The sequence below is a fragment of the Nocardia sp. NPDC051030 genome, from assembly GCF_040683015.1.
Taxonomy (GTDB): Bacteria; Actinomycetota; Actinomycetes; order Mycobacteriales; family Mycobacteriaceae; genus Nocardia.
The window spans coordinates 237,483-257,175 of record NZ_JBFBCD010000004.1 but is presented as its reverse complement, the minus strand read 5'-3'; the positions used below and the strand labels follow the sequence as shown (position 1 = coordinate 257,175).

Below are 19,693 nucleotides of genomic sequence, written 5' to 3'. Positions count from 1 at the left end.
TCACGTCTTAGTCGGGTGGGTTTCGGCGTGTCTGGGAGGTTTTTGCTGGTGGGGGGCGGCATGGTGGGGGGAGGGGGCTCGACGCGGAGGTGGCGATGCGGGTTCGGGTTGGTTTGGTTGGGGTGATGGCTGTGGGGGTTTGGGTGGGGTTGGCCGGTGGGGCGGTGGCTGGGGCCACGCCGCAGGAGCCGCAGCCGCCGGGGCATGTGGAGGTGCCTGCGCGGACCTCCATTTCGGTGCGGTCGGTGGTGCCGGGGGTCGGGTGGGGGACTGCCAATGAGACGGAATCTCGTGGGGGGCTTTCGGTTTCGAAGTTGTATATGGCGGACTATGCGTTGCGGCATGGGGATGGGTCTGCGGAGGATCGGGTGTTGGGGGAGCGGATGATTCGGTACTCCGATGATGCGGCGGCGGATTCGATGGCGGCCAAGTATCCGCGGGCGATCGACTCGGTGGCCGAGGAGTATCAGCTCAGTGCCACGCATGGGGCGGGGGAGTGGGGGATGTCCTCGACCAGTACCGCGGATATGGCCGATTTTCTGGCGGCGAAGCTGCGCAGCGATCCGGATTCGCCGATCCTCGGGTGGATGGAGCATTCCGGCAAGACTGCCTCCGATGGGACGGTCCAGGATTGGGGAACGGCTCGATTGCCGCGGGTGATCGGGACCAAATGGGGGTGGGCCGATACGGGTGAGCCCGAGGTGGCTTCGGCCTCCTACGGGCAGGGGTTCACGGTCGCCGCGCACACCTACGGCACTTCCGGTGAGCAGACCGAGGATGTGCTGGGTGCGCTGTCGGGCGTGATCACCGAGTGGCTGCCCAAGCGCTGAGAACGTGACTTGTTCCATCGAATACCGCTATTGCCATCCAACAGTTGTGTGTTCACAATAGTTGTGTGCTTACAACCGTTGAGGGATTGAGCTCGCGGCGGAAGACGATCATCCTGATCACCTGCTGCTTGAGCCTGCTGATCTCGTCCATGGACGCGACCATCGTGAATGTCGCCATCCCCACCATCCGGGCCGATCTCGACGCGCCGCTGTCCCGCCTCCAGTGGATCATCGACGTCTACACCCTCACCCTGGCCAGCCTGCTCATGCTCTCCGGCGCGGCCGCCGACCGATTCGGCCGCAAGCGCATGTTCCGCATCGGGCTGCTCATCTTCGCGCTCGGCTCACTGCTGTGCAGCCTCGCGCCCACCATCGAGGTCCTGATCGGCGCGCGCTTCCTGCAGGCCGTCGGCGGCTCCATGCTGAATCCCGTTGCCATGTCGATCATTACGACGGTCTTCACCGAACGCGTCGAACGCGCGCGGGCGGTCGGCGTGTGGGGTGCGGTGGTCGGCATCTCGACGGCGCTGGGCCCGCTGGTCGGCGGCGCGCTCATCGATACGCTGGGCTGGCAGTCGGTGTTCTGGATCAATTTGCCGATCGTCGCCGTCGCCCTCGTGCTCACCACGATGTATGTGCCGGAATCGAAGTCGGCGAATGCGCGCGGCATCGACCCCATCGGTCAGGTGCTGGCCATTGTCATCCTGTTCTCCACGGTCTTCGGATTGATCGAGGGCAAGCCGATCATCTTCGTGATCTCCGCCGCGGCGCTGGCCGGATTCGTCTGGCATGAGGCACGGCATCCCTCGCCGTTCATCGATCTGCGCTTCTTCCGCAGCTTCCCGTTCTCCTCGGCCACCCTGATCGCGGTGTGCGCGTTCGCGGGATTGGGTGCGTTCCTGTTCGCGGTCTCCCTGTATCTGCAAGGGACCCGGGGCTTTTCGGCCATTCACACCGGTGTGCTGTATCTGCCGATGGCCCTGGCGATGCTGATCTTCTCCCCGCTGTCGGGACGACTGGTCGGCCGCTACGGCACCCGTCCCTCGCTGCTGGCCTCCGGCGTCCTGATGACGCTCGCCGCCATCGGCCTGAGCCGGTTGCAGCCCGATACCCCGGTCTGGCAGCTGATCCTCTTCTTCACGCTCTTCGGTATGGGCTTCGGGATGGTCAACGCGCCCATCACCACGACGGCGGTCAGCGGTATGCCGCTCGATCGCGCGGGTGCGGCCTCGGCGGTGGCCTCCACCAGTCGTCAGGTCGGCATCAGCATCGGTGTGGCGCTGTGCGGTGCGCTCTCCGGAGCGAGCCTGTGGTGGACCATCGCCGGTATGGCCGCCGCGATCACGGGACTGGGCGTGGCCGCGAACACCGACTGGGCGTACCGTTCCCGCGATCGCGTCGCTCCACTGCTCGAACAGAAGGTTCCCGCCCATGCCGCCTGATACGCCCACTCCCGATGACGTCTGGCGGCAGCTCACCCACGTGGTGATGGATACCCGCGACGCCTGGAAGCGCGCGGTGGTCGAGGCAACGGGCATGCCGTTCAGCCGGACTCGGATTCTGCGGCGGCTGCTGCCCGGCCCGCTGGCGGTCAAGGAGCTCGCGCACGCCGCCGGGATGGACGCGCCCGCCACCACGGTCGTGGTCAATGATCTCGAAACGCGCGGCCTGGTGGTGCGTGAGATCGATCCGACCAATCGACGGTGCAAACTGGTGTCGCTCACCACGGCCGGACAGCGGGTCGTGGCCGAGGCGCTGGTCACGCCCGATCCCGCGCCGGCGGCGCTCGCCCGCCTCAGCCCCGAGGAGCTGCGCGCGCTCGGCGCGTTGCTGCGCAAACTCGAACACTGACTTACCGGGCCGTTATCCGGCCGTTAGGGTGGGTCGGGTGCGACAGCGACACTGGAAAGCATTGGCGGCTCTCTGCGGTGCCCTGCTGATCGGGGGCAGCGGGCAGAGCGTTGCGGCCCCGCTCGCGAAGGATCGGGGGCCCCGGCCCGCGCTGGATTCGCCTGCCTTGCCACTATTTCCGGTTGCCGAGCGGGTCGTGGTCCTGGACCCCGGCCACAATGGCGGCGGTGCGGCCAATCCGGATGCGATCAATGCGTCGGTGCCGGACGGCCGCGGCGGTTCCAAGCCCTGCAATACCACCGGCACTAGCGCCAATGACGGCTACACCGAGCACGAGTTCAACTGGGATGTGGCGCAGCGGGTGCGAGACCTGCTCTCCGCGCGCGGCATCCGCGTGATCATGAGCCGCGATAGCGATACCGGCGTGGGGCCGTGCGTGGATGAGCGCGGCACCCTCGGCCAGCGGGTCGGTGCGGCCGCCGTGGTCTCCATTCACGCCGATGGCGCGCCCGCCGGTGCGCACGGCTTCCACGTCGCGTACTCCTCGCCGCCACAGAACGATTCGCAGGGTGAGCCGTCCATCCGGCTGGCCACCGCGATTCGCGACAGCATGGTCGGCGCGGGCCTATCCACCTCCACCTATGTCGGTTCCGACGGTATGAACCCGCGCGCCGATCTGGCCGGGCTCAATTTCGCGGAGCGTCCTGCCGCGCTGGTGGAGTGCGGGAATATGCGTGATCCCGACGATGCCGCGCTCATCGAATCTCCGGATGGGCGGGCTCGATTCGCGAGCGCGATAACTTCAGCGGTCATGGCGTACCTCGGGTAGATCCGAGTAGCACAGATGTAGGGACGACTCGCGGCGCGGTGTGTATCTGCGCCCGGTTTGCCCTGAGTACATTGGCCACGACATTGCTGGAGTCCGGTGCACCGGACCGACAGGGTTCCGGGGAGGACTCCTTGACCACGACCGAGCTACGGTCACGTTCGCGCTTCACGGCCTGGCTATTGGAAGACGCGGGCGCGCAGCACTCGCAGCTGCCGGGACCGATGGTCAAGCGCACCCCCAAGGAAAACCAGCATTCCTGGTGGAAGGTCATGTGCCTGACGGGCGTCGACTATTTCTCGACACTCGGCTATCAGCCCGGCATCGCGGCGCTGGCCGCGGGCGTCCTATCCCCGCTGGCGACCTTGGTGCTGGTGGCGCTGACCCTATTGGGCGCGCTACCCGTGTACCGGCGGGTGGCCAAGGAGAGCCCGCACGGTGGCGGTTCCATCGCCATGTTCGCGAATTTCATGCCCAACTGGTGGGGCAAGATCTTCATTCTGGTGCTGCTCGGCTTCGCGGCCACCGACTTCACCATCACCATGACGCTGTCCGCGGCCGACGGCGCGGCGCACATCGTCGAGAACCCGCTGGTGCCCGATGCGCTGCACGGGCACAACATGATCATCACGCTGGTGCTGCTGGCGCTCCTGGCGGCGGTGTTCCTCAAGGGTTTCAGTGAGGCCATCGGCATTGCCGTGGTGCTGGTCGGCACGTATCTGGCGCTGAATGTCGTGGTCGCGGTGACCGGCATCGTGAAGGTGCTGCAGTCGCCGCACCTGGTCACCGACTGGACGCATCTGCTCACCGCCGAGCACGGCAGTCCGATCGCCATGATCGCCGTTGCGCTGCTGGTGTTTCCGAAGCTGGCCCTGGGCCTGTCCGGATTCGAGACCGGCGTGGCCGTCATGCCGCAGATCAAGGGCGCGCCCGGGGAAACCGAGCAGTACCCGCGCACCCGCATTATCGGCGCGCGCAAGCTGCTCACCACCGCCGCGCTGATCATGAGCTGCTTCCTCGTCATCACCAGCTTCATCACCACGGTCCTGATTCCGGAGTCGGAATTCGAGGTGGGTGGGCAGGCGAACGGTCGCGCCCTGGCCTACCTCGCGCACGAGCATCTCGGCGACACCTTCGGCACCGTCTACGACATCAGCACCATCGCCATCCTCTGGTTCGCGGGCGCTTCGGCCATGGCGGGCCTGCTCAATCTCGTGCCGCGCTATCTGCCGCGCTACGGCATGGCCCCGGAGTGGGCGCGCCAGATTCGGCCGCTGGTACTAGTTTTCGCGGCCGTCGCCTTCGGCATCACCTGGTACTTCGACGCCAGCGTGGACGCACAGGGCGCGGCGTACGCGACCGGCGTCCTGGTGCTGATCACCTCGGCCGCCGTCGCGGTGACGCTGTCGGCCTGGAACAAGGGCCAGAAGTCCCGGGTGCTCGGATTCGGTGCGGTGTCACTGATTTTCGTCTACACCACCATCGACAACATCATCGAGAAGCCCGCGGGTGTGCACCTGGCCATCCTGTTCGTGCTCGGAATCCTGGTGGTGTCCTTCGCCTCCCGCTTCCGCCGCTCCTTCGAGTTGCGTGCCATCACGGTGTCCTTCGATGAGAAGGCCGCCCGGCTGATCGACGATATGGCCGCCACCGGCGAGATCCGCATCGTCACCCACGAAATCGATCACCGGCTGCCGGAAGACTATGCGGAGAAGGAAGCCGACCAGCGCCGCGAAAGCCACATCCCCGACGGCGAGCCCATCCTCTTCCTCGAGGTGATCGTCAAGGATCCGTCGGAGTTCATCACCGACCTGAAGGTCACCGAAATCGACGTCGACAAGTACCACATTCTCACTGTCGAAGCCGCCGCCGTCCCCAACTCGATCGCCGCCATCCTGCTGGCCATCCGCGACCGCACCGGCGTCATTCCCCACGTCTACTTCGAATGGTCCGAAGGCAACCCCTTCATCAACCTCCTCCGCTTCATGTTCTTCGGCGAAGGCGAGGTCGCCCCGGTAACCCGCGAAATCATTCGCCGCGCCGTCCCGCGTCGGTCCCAACGCCCGCACGTCCACGTAGACAGCTAACGCCCGAACCACCGAGGGAGCTCTGGTGGCGGCGAATCATTCTGATTCCCGCCGCCAGAGCTCCCTCGCTCTTTTGGTAGCGGGTGTGTATAGGTGTAACTCTGGGTTTCATGTATGGGTAGAATGTTGCTACGCTCACGTAGCAAATTCATGCAGTGTCGTTTTCACTGATGAGGAGTATCGATGAAGCTACTTCCGAAGCTGGGCCGCCGATCGGTGACCGAACCCGGTGAGGTAGCCCTGCACGCCCGCAATGTGCGGTTCGACTGGTCGAATACCGCACCGGTGTGGATGAAGTCCGAGCCGGTCGCCTCCCATGTGCTCAATGCCCTGAGCATGTTGCTGCCCGAAGGGGAGCGCAATTTCCTGGTGACCTACGGCGAAGCCCTCGAACTGGTCAAGGACGAGAAGCTGCGGGAGGCCATGATCGGCTTCATCGGCCAGGAGTCCATGCATGCCGAGAGCCATCACGGCGCGCTCGAAGAGGTCCTGGAAGCGCACGGCATCGACGTGGAACCGTATGTGCGGCAGACCGAATACCTCTTCCGGAAGACGCTCGGTCCTCGTGAGTTCGATACCGAGGCGGCCCGTCAGCAGCATCTGGTGGAGCGGCTCGGTTTCATCGCCACGCTCGAGCACTTCTTCGCCTTCCTGGGCGACTGGGTACTCAATGCCGATCTGGAGAAGTTCGACACCGACCCGCAGATGCTGGACCTGTTCCGCTGGCACGGCGCGGAGGAGGTCGAGCACCGGATGGTGGCACATGATGTGGCCGAGTACTTCGGCGTCGGCTATATCCGTCGCGGCGCGCTCATGGTGATCGTCTTCCCGCTGTTCCTCGCGCTCATCCTGCGCGGCACCAAGTACCTGGTGCATCAGGATCCGGCGCTGCCCAACCATCGGTATCCCATGCTGATCGGCCGGATCTTCGCGGCCATGTGGCGGGGCTCCGTCCCCGGCATTCCGTCGCTGCTGGTGAGTGCGCTGTCGACGTTCAAGCCGGGCTACACCCCGGAGCCGGTCGGTTCCAGCGCGCAGGCGATCGCCTACCTGGCGCAGTCCCCGGCCGCTCGGATCATGGCGTCGTGACGGTGACTCCGACCCGGCCCATCCCGGCCGAGCCGCCACGCGACCTTTACGGCAAGGATCGCCCGGATCGCGCCACCCGGGTGCTCGAACTGATCGCCGAAACCCGGTTGCGCTGGACCACTTTCGTCAATCGGAAGGAACCACCCACGCTGGTGGACGACTTCCGGATTCCGCTGGTCGTGGTGGAACGCCGGGTGGAGGCGCACGACACCGATGTGATCAGCCTGATGCTCACCGCGCCCGACGGGCGGAAACTGCCGGAGTGGCGGCCGGGCGCGCACCTGGATCTGGAGCTGCCGTCGGGTCGGGTGCGGCAGTACTCGCTGTGTGGCGATCCGGCCGACCGGAACGCGTATCGCGTTGCGGTGCGGCGGATTCCGGAGGGCGGGGGCGGGTCGCTGGAGGTGCATGACGCACTGACCGTCGGCACTCCGGTGACGGTGCGCGGGCCGCGCAATGCTTTTCCGTTCGTGCTGCCGGGTTACGGATCATCCGCTGCCCGAGTGCATTTCGTCGCGGGTGGCATCGGCATCACGCCGATCCTGCCGATGATCCGGATGGCGGATCGGCTCGGGGTGGACTGGTCCATGGTCTATGTCGGGCGCAGCCGCGACACCATCCCCTTCCTTTCGGAGGTCGAGGGATTCGGCGATCGGGTCACCGTCCGCACCGATGACGAGCACGGCCTGCCCACAGCCGCCGACCTGCTTCCGGGCGTCGGCCCCGACACCTCGATCTACTGCTGTGGCCCCGTCGTGATGACCCAGGCCATTGCCACCGCCGTACGCGACATGCCGGGCGTGGAACTGTATTCCGAACGGTTCTCCGCACCGCCCGTGGTGGACGGCACCGCCTTTCAGGTGGAGCTGGCCCGCAGCGGCGAGATCATCGACATTCCGGCGGACAAGTCCGTGCTGGAGGAAGTGCTGAAAGTTCTTCCCACCGCCCCATATTCGTGCCGTCAGGGTTTCTGCCGCACCTGCAAGGTGAACGTGCTCTCCGGCGATATCGACCACCGCGACACCGTCCTCACATCCGACGAGCGGGCCGCCGGTGACATGCTCATCTGCATGTCCCGTTGTGCCGGTGACCGTCTGGTGCTGGACCTCTAGCATCCCTCCCCAGGAGAAGATCGTGACCGATCAACCGACCGTCATTCCCGCCGCCGAGCGCGTCGTGCGCAATGGCGAATTCGATATCGCCGTCTATGAATACGGCGAGCCGTCGGCGACTGGAACATCTAAAGACACCATTGTGCTGGTGCATGGCTGGCCCGATGACAATCATCTGTGGGATCGCGTGGTGCCGCTGCTGGCCGACCGCTTCCACGTGGTCACCTATGACACTCGGGGACATGGCCGTTCGACCCGCAGCGATAAGACCGAGGACTACAAGCTCGAGCATTTCGCCTCGGACTTCTTCGCGGTCGCCGATGCCGTGAGCCCGGACCAGCCCGTGCACATCCTCGCTCACGACTGGGGTTCGGTGGAGATGTGGGAGGCGGTGTGTGAACCGCAGGCCGCGGATCGCGTCGCCTCCTTCACCTCGGTGTCGGGTCCGAACCTGGATCACATGGGTTCGTGGATGCGTTCGAGTCTGTCCAAGGGCAAGGTCTGGGGTCCGTTCACCCAGCTGCTGTCCTCGGCCTACACCGGGTTGTTCATGACGCCCGGGCTGCCGCGCGTGGTGCTCAAGCCGCTGGGCACCGAGAAGATATGGTCGCGATTCGTCGGGCTGATGAATGACACCTCGCCCGAGAACATCAAATTCGGGCCGGAGTTCCGGCGCGACTTCTTCGACGGCATGCGCATCTATCGCGCGAATATCCTGCAGCGCGTGAGTGGTCCGCGTGATCGCCGCACCGAAGTTCCGGTGCAGCTGATCATTGCCCGGCGCGATGTCGCCGTGCGGCCCGCCGGATATGACGACACCCAGGAGTACGCGCCCAACCTGTACCGTCGCGAGGTCGGCGGCGGGCATTGGCTGCCGTTCTCGCATCCGGAACTGCTGGCGACTTCGACCTCCGAGTTGATCGATTCACTGCGGACCGGGGATGCCCCGCGGACCCTGCGTCGTGCCGAAGTCGGTAGGGAGCAGCGGCCTTTCGAGGATCAGCTGCTGGTCATCACCGGCGGCGGCAGCGGCATCGGCCGCGAGACCGCGCTTGCCTTCGCCCGGCTCGGCACCGAGGTGGTGCTTTCCGACATCAATCTGGATTCGGCCAAGGAAACCGCGGAACTCATTGCGCGCGAAGGTGGTACGGCCCACGCCTATCAGCTGGATGTGTCCTCTGAAGCGGCCGTCACTGAGCATGCCGCCGCCGTCATCGCCGCGCACGGCGTGCCCGACATCCTGATCAACAATGCCGGTGTCGGCCAGGCCGGTGACTTCTTCGATACTCCCGCAGCCGAATTCGATCGCGTGCTGAACATCAACCTGTACGGCGTGATCAATGGCTGCCGCGCCTTCGGTAAGGCAATGGCCGAGCGCGGGCTCGGCGGGCATATCGTGAACCTGTCCAGCATGGCGGCCTACTCCCCGCAACGCGGCTTCTCGGCCTACTCGACCAGCAAGTCGGCCGTCTTCATGTTCTCCGACTGCCTGCGTGCCGAACTGGCGGGCAAGAATATCGGCGTGCACACCATCTGCCCCGGCATCGTGCACACCAATATCGTCGCCACCACCCGGTTCGCGGGCGTCTCCGCCGAGGAGGAGGCCGCCAAGCAGCAGCGCTACGACAAGCTCTACGCGACCCGCCACTACGGTCCGGAGAAGGTCGCCGCGCAGATTGTCAAGGCCGTCGAACGCAATCGCGACATCGTCCCGGTGACTCCAGAGGCCTGGCTGCAATACCGCTTCAACCGCTTCGCCCCGGCCGTCACCCGCTTCTTCGCCGCCCGCGTGAAGCTGACGTAACCTCCCCGCGCAGTTAGCGATACCTCGCCCCCTGTGGACCTCCCGCAGGGGGCGTTTTCGCGCCCCAATACGCATACATACCCGCCGGTAGCGTGCGCGAACCCTGGCCCGGCTCCCCGAATTAATGGGGCTGCCGAAGCGGTCGGTGCGCCATACGCTTTCGGTATGACACTGATGATTGTGGTTGCGATCCTCATCGGGCTGTTCTTCGCCTCGAGGGTTATCGCACCGGGTGGGAACCGCAATTCTCGGCGTGGCGGGGGCTACGCGGGGGGAGACGGCGTGAACGGCGGCAGCGACAGCGGAAACCTCTGGGCGCTCGGAAGCTACGGAGGCGACGGCGGGGGCCATGGCGGCGGAGGCCACGGGCACGGCCACGACGGCGGGGGCCACGGGCACGGCCACGACGGCGGGGGCCACGGACACGGCTGCGGCGGCGGAAGCAGCTGCGGCGGGGGCAGCAGTAGCGGTTGCGGCGGCGGAAGCAGCTGCGGCGGGGGCAGCAGTAGCGGTTGCGGCGGAGGCGGCGGCTGCGGAGGGGGGTCTTGATCATGATCGGCGGATTGGTGATGGCCGCGCTCGTGCTCGCGATCCTCGCCTGGTTCATGTGGCTGGACCACAGGATGAAGGTACGGCGGGAGCGCAGTCGGTGGCGGCGCCGTTACGGCCCCACGGACGGCGGCAGCAGCTGCGGCGGTGGCGTCGGTTGCGGCGGGGGCGGGAGTTGCTGCGGCGGAAGCGGTTGCGGCGGAGGAGGTTGCGGATCATGAGAACGGCATTGGTACTGATTGCTCTCGTGGCGGTCCTGGTGGGGTGGTACGTCTGGCTCGACCGCAGAGGGAAGGCCCGCGCCAGGGGCAGGGGAGGGCAAAGCCTGATCGGGCAGATTCGGGCCGATCAAATTCGAACCGGGCAGATCCGCGTCCCGCGCGGCCGACGTCGAGGGAAATGGGTGAAAGGCGCCTACGGGGGCGAAGTCGGTGCGAGCGGGAGCGGGTCCGGCAGCTGTACCTCCTGTAGTGGAGGGGGCGGCGGGCACGGACACGGGCACGGACACGGCGGCGGCTGCGGTGGGGGCAGCAGCTGCGGTGGTGGCGGCAGCAGTTGCGGTGGCGGCGGCAGCAGTTGCGGTGGTGGCGGCTGCGGCGGCGGTGGGGGAGGCTGCGGTGGCGGGGGCGGCAGCAGCTGAGCGCGGTGCGGCACGGTCGAGTCGGTTGACTTCGACCGTGCCGCAGCGGCTTTCAGTCACCGGCCAGGGATGCCTCGATCGAGGCCACCCGCTCCGCCGGGACGCCCCACGGATCATCCACGCCCACAACGGTATCCAGATTCCACAGCACGCATTCCTCGCCCGGCCGGGCCACCATCGACCAGGCGACCACGGTGCGGCCGAGCTGATCAGCCATGGGATCGGCCGTCCCACCCGAGCCGTCACCGGCCGGGAAGTGGTGCAGGAAGCGGCCGTACGCGGCATCGCAGAAGCGGGCGTAGCGCATGGTGCACAGGATCAGGCCGTGCCAGGCCTCGTCCACGGCGTGCGAGGGCATGCCGATCACCTGGTCGTCACGCATGGCCGCGCCGGCGCAGCGCAGCCATTGCCGCAGGCCGGTTTCCACCAGTTCTCTCGGCTGCCAGGGCACGGTCTTGAAGACGGCTTCGGAGAGCTCGAGGGCGTCCACCACGCGGTTCACCTCGTCGATGCGCGGGCGCTGGAAACGATTCAGCAGCATGCTTCACCGTACGTCGCGGAAAACCGATGGGCACGCCGTGCCTGGCCGCCTACCGTGGGGACGTATGCGGATCGAGGTCAGCAGTGATGCGGTCGAATATCAGAAGCTCGTCGCCGAGTTCCTGGGGCGTGATGCGCTCGGGCATACCGTGCTTCTCACGATTCTCGACAATCTGATCAGCGGTATCACGGTGGAGCCCGGGCATTTCCTGTCGGTGCACGACGGTGAGAAGGTGGTCGGCGCGGCGGCGAAGACCGCCTCGCACGGAGTCCTGCTCGGTGAGCTGCCCGCGGGGGCGGTCGAGGCCGTGGCCGATGTGCTCGCCGAGATCGCGCCGGACGCTCCGGATATCGAAGCCGCCGACGAGGATGCGCTGGCCTTCGCCGAGCGCTGGAGTGCATTGCGCGGCAGGCGATTCGAGCTCGACTATCACACTCGGCTGTACCGGCTCGGTGAGCTGTCGGTACTGTCCGCGCCCGGGCGGGCCCGGCGTGCGGGTGCGGCTGACATCGAGCTGTGTGTGCAGTGGATGGATGCGGTGCGAGCCGAGCACGGCTTCGGGCTGCCCGCCCAAGGCGTACAAACCCGCGTGGCTGCGGGTCGTATATGGCTGTGGGAGCACGACGGGCATCCGGTCAGCCTCGTTGCCCACCACGGCAATGTGGTGGGCTGGTCTCGGGTCGGCCCGGTGTACACCCCGCACGCCGAACGCCGGAAAGGATATGCGGGCGCGCTCACCGCGCACGTCTCGAAAATGCTGCGTGACAAAGGATCCGGCGTCTGCCTGTTCACCGATCTGGCCAATCCGACCTCGAACCGGATCTATCAGAACATCGGCTATGAACCGGTCCGCGACTTCGTCCGTTACAAATTCATCTCGAACAGTTTGCCCATGGACAGTTAATACTTCGCAAGCGCATGATTGATCTATATATCCCGTGCCGTTCGTCGGGGGAACGTCAAAGGAAACCCGAACGGATGGGAAAGATCATGTTCATCAAGAAATTGGTGGCGACAGCTATATTCGCCATCGCAGCCACCGGAATCGCCATGGGAACGGGCCACGGCGAAGCGGGTTTGGCTGATGTCAATGTCAGCGCCACGGCGGGCCCGGTCGGGTACACCACCACGCTGGCGGCCGACCATTCATACGCCCTCGTGACGTTGGATTCCGGCCGGTTCGCACTCACCTCGGACGGCGTGCAGATCCTCGCGGATGACGGCGTTGTCGTCGGTACGGTACCCACCACCCTGCGGGTGGACACCGGCCAAACCCTCGAAGTCACACCGGCAGTCAACACTGACACCTCGTTGACCCTCACCCCGGTCGGCGGGCCGACCCAAGCCGCGACCAGTGTGCAAGGCAACCCATTGATTCACGTCGTCGACTCCGATGGCGGTGCCATCATCGCCGGTGCGGTGGTCGGCTGCTTGATCGGAATCGTGATCGGGATCTGGTTCTTCCTGGTCGGAGCGATCGTCGGCTGCGCCATCGGTGCGGCCATCGGCGCGTTCGTGGGAGCGGCGTCGTAAGCCCCGCCCCCCGAAGCCGATTCGGGCCGGACAACCAGCGGCTGCCCGGCCCGGATCACACCTCGAGTGATCGACTCAGCGACGATCCCGGTCGATCACGCGGTCGGAGCGTCGACGTCGTCGGATTGCTCCTGGCCGCGAGTGGCGCGCAGGCTGGTGAACGTCACCGTCGCCAGCACCACCACGATCACCACCAGCGAAGTGGCGGTGGGGATCTGGGGCACGCCGCTCCAAATGCCGTGTGCCCAATGCAGCACCAGCTTCACACCGATGAAAGCGAGGATGACGGCCAGACCGTACGCCAGGTGCACCAGTCGCGACAGCGCGGCGTGCAGCACGAAATACAGTGCGCGCAAACCGAGTAGCGCGAACGCGTTGGTGGCGAACACCAGGAACGGGTCGCCGGTGACGCCGTACACGGCGGGCACCGAATCGACCGCGAACACCAGGTCGGTGGCCATAACCGCGGCCACCACCAGCGCCAGCGGGGTCAGCGCGCGCTTCCCGGCCTCGCGGACGGTGAGCTTGGTGCCGCGGTAGTCGTCGGTGATGGGCCAGAATCGGCGCATCAGCCGCACCGACTTCATGGACGAGATATCGACTTCCTGCTCATGCCCGCCCGCCGCATCGGCGAGCAGCTTCACCGCGGTGATCAACAGGATCACGCCGAACAGCAGGAACGCCCAGTCGAGGTTGGCCAGTGCGGCCGCGCCCAAGGCGATGAAGATGCCGCGCAAGACCAGCGCGCCCGCGATACCGAACAGCAGCACGCGCTGGGCCAGCACCTTCGGCACCGCGAAGGCCGAGAGCAGCAGCATGAAGATGAACAGGTTGTCCACCGACAGCGACTTCTCGAGCAGGTAGCCGGTGAAGAATTCCACGGCCGGGGTGCTGCCGTTATTGGCCCAGATGAAGAAGCCGAACGCGACCGGCAAAGCGATGTAGAAGACGGTCCAGCCGATGGCCTCGCGCATCGAGACCTCGTGCGGGCGGCGGGTGAGCGCGAAATCCAGCACCAGCAGGGCCAGGACGACGGCGATCGTGCCGCCCCACAACCAGGGCGTGCCAATGGTTTCGATAACGGTGGAATTCGCGAGTACGGAAAGGGTAGGACTCATGGGGACCTCCTCGGGCATGGGAAACCAGCCGAGGTCTCCTTCACCCGTGCCTTTCGAGGATCAACCGTCGAGCAGACACAGCGTGGGCGATCATCCGGGGGCCGCGGCGGCGCGACCCGTACTGACCGGAGTGATACTTGGGAAGTACTCCCCTCTGCGGCAGAGGATAGCCGACCCTTACCTCGCCTGTCCAACTCGCCACGCGCTATCGCGGGCTGAGCACCACCACCGAAATCGGCCGCGACGTCTGCTTCTGATACTGCGTGTAGCGGCCGCCGTTCACCTTGTCGACGAGCGCGAAGCGTCGCGCGTAGTCCGCATCATCCGGATACGTGGCCCGGGCGGTCACCGGAATCTTCTTCGTCCCCACCTGAATCTCGACCTCTGGCGCGGCCTTCACATTCGCCAGCCACCCCGGCGGCCGCGGCGACCCACCATTGGACGCGGTGACCAGGAAATCCTTGCCATCCTTGGCATAGGTCAACGCCGAAGTCCGGTCTTTCCCCGACTTTCGGCCCACGGTCCTGAGCAACAGCGTCGGATTCCCGAACAGCAGCCGATGCCCCACCAACCCGCGGCTGTTCTCATAGATCCACTGATGTCCCCGCAGTACGTTCACGAAGAGATTCGCCATCGTTCCTCCTGCTCGAGCGGTCAGCGTCCACACTATGTGCGACCGTGCGTCCCGCTTATCTCGGGTCAGGGTTCATGATCCGATCACGAACCCACCGATACCTTGCTGGCAACCGGGACGCCGGTGCCCGAAAATCACATGAAGACAACAGGATTGAAGAACATGAACACTGCACTGACCGTCCCCATCAAGCAGCGCAACCCAGTCCTGGTGTGGCTGGTCTGGCCGCTCATCACCCTCGGCATCTACTTCTTCGTCTGGTACTACAAGATCCACAAGGAAATGGCCGAACTCCGCCGCGACCCCGAAGCCCCCGTCGCAGGCCCCCTCCTCGTCATGATCTTCCTATCCTGGACCGGCATAGCCGCCATCATCAGCTTCTGGCGCACCGGCACCCGCATCAAGGAATCCCAAGAATCCGCAGGCCTCGACCCCACTTGCAACCCCCTCCTCGGCTTCCTCCTCAACTTCGTCTTCGGCCTCGGCATCCTCTACTACCAGCTCGAACTCAACAAGATCGCCGACCGCTTCGCCCAGTAGCCCTCGAAAACGGCCCTGCCCCGACTCGCCCGGGGCAGGGCATGCCGCTGACACTGCGGAGTCGTTCGCGAAATCGGTGAGTCTCTCGGACCTCGATGACATATTGACCGTCGTGGAAGGCGAAGAGGGTTGGAGCATGCGGGCATATCGGTATGCCCTCGATCCCTCGTCTGCTCAGCTGCGCATCTTGGAATCCAATTGTGGTGCAGCGAGATTCGCGTTCAACCACATGCTCAGCCATGTGAAGGCGATCATCGATCAACGCGCTGCGGAACGCACATACGATATCCCCGACGACGAGCTGACCCCGCCGCAAGGCTGGTCGCTGCCCGCACTGCGGAAGACCTGGAACCAGCGTAAGGACGAGTTCGCGCCTTGGTGGCGTGAGAACAGCAAAGAGGCATACAACACCGGGCTCGATGCGCTGGCGGGCGGCCTGGACGCATGGGCGAAATCGCGTACCGGTGAGCGCTCAGGCGCGGCAGTCGGTTTTCCCCGCTTCAAGTGCAAGTTTCGCGCCGCGCGTTCGATTCGGTTCACCACCGGTGTGATTCGGATCGAGCCGGACCGTCATCATGTGACGTTGCCGCGGTTGGGGGCAATCCACACGCACGAGTCCACTCGAAAGCTTGCACGCAGGTTGGAAGCTGGGACCGCGAGGATCATGTCGGCCACGGTGCGTTTCGACGGACGCCGGTGGTACTGCTCGTTCCATGTTCTCGTCGAGCATGAATCGCGGTCGACCCCGGCGGCTCGATCCCGCTACTCGGTGGTGGGTGTGGACCTCGGAGTAAAAGATCTGTTGGTTGTTGCCGCGCCGGACGGTACCGAACTCATGCGTCGCCCAGCTCCGAAGCCGCTGGCGGCGGCACAGGAGCGGCTCCGCATAGTGCAACAGCGTGCAGCGCGCCGCCAGGGCCCGTGGGATCCTGACGCTCAGAGCGGGCGCGATCCGTCCCAGCGCTGGCTGCGCACGCAGCAGCAGGTTGTGAAAATACATGCGCGCGCGAGCAATCTACGCCGAGAGCTGCTGCACGAGGTGACCACCGGCCTCGCGCGTGACCACCAGACGATCGTGATCGAGGATTTGAATATCGCTGCGATGAGCCGCCAAGGTGGCCGATGGAAGCGCGGCTTGAATCGTGCGATCGGTGACGCCGCACTCGGGCGCCTCCGTATCCTCCTCGAGTACAAGTCGATGTGGAACCACCGCTCCCTGATCGTGGCGGACCGATGGTTTCCCTCGACCCAGTTGTGTTCCGGTTGCGGCGCGAAAACCAAGCTGCCGCTGTCCGAACGCACCTTCCGCTGCCGCACCTGTGGTCTCGTCATCGATCGGGACCTCAATGCGGCGATCAATCTCGCCCGCCTCGGCGAACTCCCGGCTGCCCGGGAAATGAGGACCGGTACCGGGAGTAGCCCGGCCGCCAGTGTCGCGACTGGAAAAGGACGTGGAGCCATCCGGAAGACCCGCCGCGCCCATCCGGCGCGGCAGGCAGGAGGCCGTGAAGCGTCTACCCTCCACGCCCACTAGCCAGTGGTCGTACAGGGACTGTCGCCTCGAAAGGGCTGACCGCCGAAGCCCGGTTCGTCACGCGAACACAGGCTCCCGGCGACGGCGGTAGCTCAGTCGGTTCGCCCGGTGAGCGCCAGGTTTGGTGACCTGCTATGGAACTTGCTAGGGTGCCGGGGGCACGCCCCCGTAGCTCAATAGGTTAGAGCCGTCGACTCATAATCGATTGGTTGCCGGTTCGAGCCCGGCCGGGGGCACAACCGACAGAACCCCCTGCGGAAGTTGCATGCAGGGGGTGTTTTTCGACATTCCGCAAGATCACAGTTCGGCCATCCTGGACTCGACAGTTCGAACGCGCAGGTTGCGGCATGTCAGTGCGTTGCGAACCAGCATGCCGCGCCGTCATCCACTCACCTGATCGACAAATCCTCAGCCTCGATGGCGTCGGCGGCGGTATTCCTACCGAAGACGTCACGATGTCCACGTGCGGTGTCCATGTATTCGCGAACCCTGTGGATGAGCCCGTCCCGCAACTCGAAGACGAAGCAATAGTCATTGCGGTACGCGTTCCCGTTCGCCAGCGTGGCGCTCATCGTTTCCTCCACGATCACCCGATCCTCGTCGACGTAGAAGCCGCGGAAATCCACGGCAACGTCACTGACGAACAACCGCGAGAACTCGTGTGCGAGAAAGTGTGTGATGGCCTGCCGGCCGATCATGTGGCTGGGAGCGTCGAGCGCGACCGCGGTCGCATTGCCCGCTGGCGCAAGCCATTCGGCGTCGGCGGTGAAGAACGCGGCGATCTGCTCTGCGTCGTGACTGGCGAACGCCTGCCACGCCGCCTGGACGATGGCCCTGCTGTCGGTAGTCATGGCTCGACGGTACAAACATCCACACCCGTCATACCAGCGGGAAACGGACGAGATCATCCGAATTTCGCCCACACCGCCGAAAGATCCAGCCCGACAACGGAACAGTGCGTCGATCTGAGGACCGATAGGGACGACATTCTGAAACATCCGCCGGTCGGCAGGTACAGACGTTCCGCCAGCATCAAAGGATGTCGCGTTCGGAAGGCACAGCAGCGATCGCGTCCGGCCTGAACATGCACCTAGACCCATGAACGGTCAGAAAACTGACCGGCAAAAGGGGTTAGTGCATGAATAGGCCGGTAATCCGGAACTCGGCATTACCGCGCACTCGAGTCCACTGGAGCCAGCAACTACGGTGACCGCCGACTTCGCTTAGGACTTCGATGTCAGTGGCGTCTCGATTAGCCCTCCTCGGTCAACGCCATCCAATTCTGTGGATTCGGTAGGGGAGCGAAGCCGACCTTGGCGTAGAGGGTGTGGGCGTCGGCTGTTGCCAGGAGCACGCGCTTGAGTTTGTAGGGGGCGAGGTGGTCGCGGACTGCTGTGGCGAGGTGACGGCCGATTCCGATGCCGCGATGGTCCCGGTCGACGTAGACATCGCATAGCCAGGCGAAGGTTGCCGAGTCGGTGATGACGCGGGCGTAGGCGACCTGGTTGCCGTTGCTCTCGTATACGCCGAAATTCAGTGATGCTCGGATGGATCGCTCTACGACCTCTCGTTCCCGACCCAATGCCCAATATGCATCGGTGGACAGCCAGTCGTGCACCCGGTCCACGTCGATCCGGGCGGGGTCGACATCGATTTCGTATTCGGCTTCGGCGCGCGCGGTCACCGCCAGATGGTAGCGGCGTGCCTGGGGCGGAACCCAAGTGCGCTGTGCGCGGAGGAGGTTCGACCTGGCTCGCATGCGACATTGCTCCACCTTGCTTGCGCCCTTTGACCTGCGAATAGGGGTCAGGGGTTCTGTCGTCGGTGACCCTGTTTCTGCCCGGGTTGATGTCGGGCTGTTGATCTTTCGGTCCGGCGGGGTGGCCGCCTTGATTCACGTTGTGACCCGGGGAGTCTTGACTCTGGTGAATCAAGATGGTTCTATCTGAATCATCATGGTTTCAGTGAATCAACCGGATGAAGGCGCGGCGGCGGCGGGGACCGCCGCGAATTCGGTTGCGCGCCAGTCGCGCCCACGCCAAGAGTTGGCGGTGGAGCTGCGTCGGTTGCGGGATCTGGCTGGGATTTCTGGGCGGGAGTTGGCTAAGCGGGTCGGGATCAGTCAGTCGACGTTGTCTCGGATTGAGGCGGGGCATGCGGTTCCGGCGCTGCCTCAGGTGATTGATTGGGCCAAAGCTGTTGGGGCGGACGCGGATTGTCAGCAGACGTTGCGGGGTCTGACCGAGGCGGCGCATTCGCCTGAGGTGCATGATTGGGCGGCTTCGCTGGCGGGGCGCGCGCATTTGCAGGATGATGTGCGGGCGTTCGAAGAGGATGCGCAGGTGGTGCGGAATTTTCAGCCTGCGCTGGTGCCGGGGCTGCTGCAGACCGCCGACTATGCGCGCCGGGTGTTCGCCACCTTTGATCCGCCCTATGCGCCCGATGCTTTGGCGGCTGCGCTCGCGGCGCGGCTGGATCGGCAGCGGGTGTTGTACGACCCTGCGAAGCGCTTCGAATTCTTGATTACCGAAGCGGCCCTGCGATTTCGGCCGGGGCCGTATCGTGTGCTGCTCGCACAGTTGGATCGGATCATTTCGATCGAGACGCTCGATACGGTCACCATCGGGGTGATTCCGCAGGATATCGAGGCGAGCACCACGATTCCGCACGGGTTCGTGATCTACGAGAGCGAGGAATTCGCGCTCGCTTCAGCGGAACCGATTCCCGGAAGCATGGTCACTCGTGGCCCCGAACTTGTCGATGCGCATCGCCGCCGCTGGGCGGCTTTGACTCGAATGGCCATATTCGATGCCGATGCCCGCGAATTCATCGCCGGGCTCCGGGACGAAATCCACCGCATCGCAACCGATTGACTTGATTCCAGCGGCCGTCGAGGGGTCGGCCGCACGTGGGGTGGTGGGGTTGAAGCCAAAAACTAACGAAAAAAAACGACAGAAAAAACAGCAAAAAAAAAATAAGCGCCACCACCACAAAAAAAAAAAAAC

The 19,693-nt window shown here is 65.0% G+C and carries 18 protein-coding genes and 1 tRNA gene; 14 read left to right on the top strand and 5 right to left on the bottom strand.

Annotated elements, in window-relative coordinates; all coding sequences use genetic code 11:
- Window positions 1–125 precede the first annotated feature (125 nt).
- From AB0N05_RS14815 to AB0N05_RS14780, 8 genes are all read left to right on the top strand, one after another.
- Entirely contained in the window at window positions 126–830 is a 705-nt protein-coding gene (locus AB0N05_RS14815) for a hypothetical protein (protein WP_364692996.1), read from the top strand.
- 65 nt (window positions 831–895) lie between these two features.
- Window positions 896–2,272: an MFS transporter gene (locus tag AB0N05_RS14810; RefSeq protein ID WP_364692993.1), complete on the top strand. Its 1,377-nt coding sequence runs from the start codon at window positions 896–898 to the stop codon at window positions 2,270–2,272.
- Window positions 2,262–2,681, top strand: coding sequence for a MarR family transcriptional regulator (locus AB0N05_RS14805; protein ID WP_364692990.1), 420 nt, complete (start codon window positions 2,262–2,264; stop codon window positions 2,679–2,681). Before AB0N05_RS14810 ends, AB0N05_RS14805 begins: the two co-directional genes overlap by 11 nt.
- Before the next feature lie 37 nt (window positions 2,682–2,718).
- On the top strand, window positions 2,719–3,510 hold the full coding sequence (locus AB0N05_RS14800; protein WP_364692987.1) for an N-acetylmuramoyl-L-alanine amidase: 792 nt from the start codon (window positions 2,719–2,721) through the stop codon (window positions 3,508–3,510).
- 221 nt (window positions 3,511–3,731) lie between these two features.
- A complete protein-coding gene (locus AB0N05_RS14795) occupies window positions 3,732–5,594 on the top strand; it encodes an amino acid transporter (RefSeq protein WP_364694577.1) in 1,863 nt (620 codons plus the stop codon).
- 183 nt (window positions 5,595–5,777) lie between these two features.
- The gene (locus AB0N05_RS14790; protein ID WP_364692984.1) at window positions 5,778–6,683 is read left to right on the top strand and encodes a metal-dependent hydrolase; all 906 of its coding nucleotides are present in this window, start codon (window positions 5,778–5,780) and stop codon (window positions 6,681–6,683) included.
- Between the two features lie 2 nt (window positions 6,684–6,685).
- The gene (locus AB0N05_RS14785; protein WP_364694574.1) at window positions 6,686–7,795 is read left to right on the top strand and encodes a PDR/VanB family oxidoreductase; all 1,110 of its coding nucleotides are present in this window, start codon (window positions 6,686–6,688) and stop codon (window positions 7,793–7,795) included.
- Window positions 7,796–7,814: 19 nt separating this feature from the next.
- Window positions 7,815–9,599: an SDR family oxidoreductase gene (locus tag AB0N05_RS14780; RefSeq protein ID WP_364694571.1), complete on the top strand. Its 1,785-nt coding sequence runs from the start codon at window positions 7,815–7,817 to the stop codon at window positions 9,597–9,599.
- A gap of 1,241 nt (window positions 9,600–10,840) precedes the next feature.
- Here AB0N05_RS14780 and AB0N05_RS14775 read toward each other — a convergent pair.
- A complete protein-coding gene (locus AB0N05_RS14775; protein WP_364692981.1) occupies window positions 10,841–11,329 on the bottom strand; it encodes a hypothetical protein in 489 nt (162 codons plus the stop codon).
- Between the two features lie 64 nt (window positions 11,330–11,393).
- On the opposite strand from AB0N05_RS14775, the gene AB0N05_RS14770 reads away from it, so the two are divergent.
- Both AB0N05_RS14770 and AB0N05_RS14765 read left to right on the top strand, forming a co-directional pair.
- Window positions 11,394–12,233 (top strand): GNAT family N-acetyltransferase, encoded by an 840-nt coding sequence (locus tag AB0N05_RS14770; RefSeq protein ID WP_364692978.1) that lies wholly within the window; start codon window positions 11,394–11,396, stop codon window positions 12,231–12,233.
- Window positions 12,234–12,307: 74 nt separating this feature from the next.
- Complete coding sequence (locus AB0N05_RS14765) at window positions 12,308–12,862, top strand: hypothetical protein (protein ID WP_364692975.1); 555 nt, start codon at window positions 12,308–12,310, stop codon at window positions 12,860–12,862.
- 95 nt (window positions 12,863–12,957) lie between these two features.
- Here AB0N05_RS14765 and AB0N05_RS14760 read toward each other — a convergent pair whose 3' ends face one another.
- Window positions 12,958–13,980, bottom strand: a complete 1,023-nt coding sequence (locus AB0N05_RS14760; protein WP_364692972.1) for a TerC/Alx family metal homeostasis membrane protein — start codon at window positions 13,978–13,980, stop codon at window positions 12,958–12,960.
- 205 nt (window positions 13,981–14,185) lie between these two features.
- Window positions 14,186–14,614 carry a nitroreductase family deazaflavin-dependent oxidoreductase gene (locus AB0N05_RS14755; RefSeq protein ID WP_364692969.1) on the bottom strand — a complete coding sequence of 143 codons (429 nt, stop codon included), beginning with the start codon at window positions 14,612–14,614 and terminating at the stop codon, window positions 14,186–14,188.
- A 162-nt stretch (window positions 14,615–14,776) separates the two neighbouring features.
- Between AB0N05_RS14755 and AB0N05_RS14750 the strand changes: the two genes are divergently transcribed.
- The 3 genes from AB0N05_RS14750 to AB0N05_RS14740 all read left to right on the top strand — a co-directional run bounded on the left by AB0N05_RS14750 (window position 14,777) and on the right by AB0N05_RS14740 (window position 16,924).
- A complete protein-coding gene (locus AB0N05_RS14750; RefSeq protein WP_364692966.1) occupies window positions 14,777–15,154 on the top strand; it encodes a DUF4234 domain-containing protein in 378 nt (125 codons plus the stop codon).
- Window positions 15,155–15,266: 112 nt separating this feature from the next.
- Window positions 15,267–16,688, top strand: coding sequence for an IS607 family element RNA-guided endonuclease TnpB (tnpB, locus tag AB0N05_RS14745; protein WP_364692964.1), 1,422 nt, complete (start codon window positions 15,267–15,269; stop codon window positions 16,686–16,688).
- A gap of 162 nt (window positions 16,689–16,850) precedes the next feature.
- Window positions 16,851–16,924, top strand: a tRNA-Ile gene (locus tag AB0N05_RS14740).
- 153 nt (window positions 16,925–17,077) lie between these two features.
- Here the strand turns inward: AB0N05_RS14740 and AB0N05_RS14735 are convergent.
- Window positions 17,078–17,539: a nuclear transport factor 2 family protein gene (locus AB0N05_RS14735; RefSeq protein WP_364692961.1), complete on the bottom strand. Its 462-nt coding sequence runs from the start codon at window positions 17,537–17,539 to the stop codon at window positions 17,078–17,080.
- Between the two features lie 401 nt (window positions 17,540–17,940).
- Complete coding sequence (locus AB0N05_RS14730; protein WP_364692958.1) at window positions 17,941–18,372, bottom strand: GNAT family N-acetyltransferase; 432 nt, start codon at window positions 18,370–18,372, stop codon at window positions 17,941–17,943.
- A 280-nt stretch (window positions 18,373–18,652) separates the two neighbouring features.
- On the opposite strand from AB0N05_RS14730, the gene AB0N05_RS14725 reads away from it, so the two are divergent.
- The gene (locus AB0N05_RS14725; protein ID WP_364692955.1) at window positions 18,653–19,561 is read left to right on the top strand and encodes a helix-turn-helix transcriptional regulator; all 909 of its coding nucleotides are present in this window, start codon (window positions 18,653–18,655) and stop codon (window positions 19,559–19,561) included.
- Window positions 19,562–19,693 lie beyond the last annotated feature (132 nt).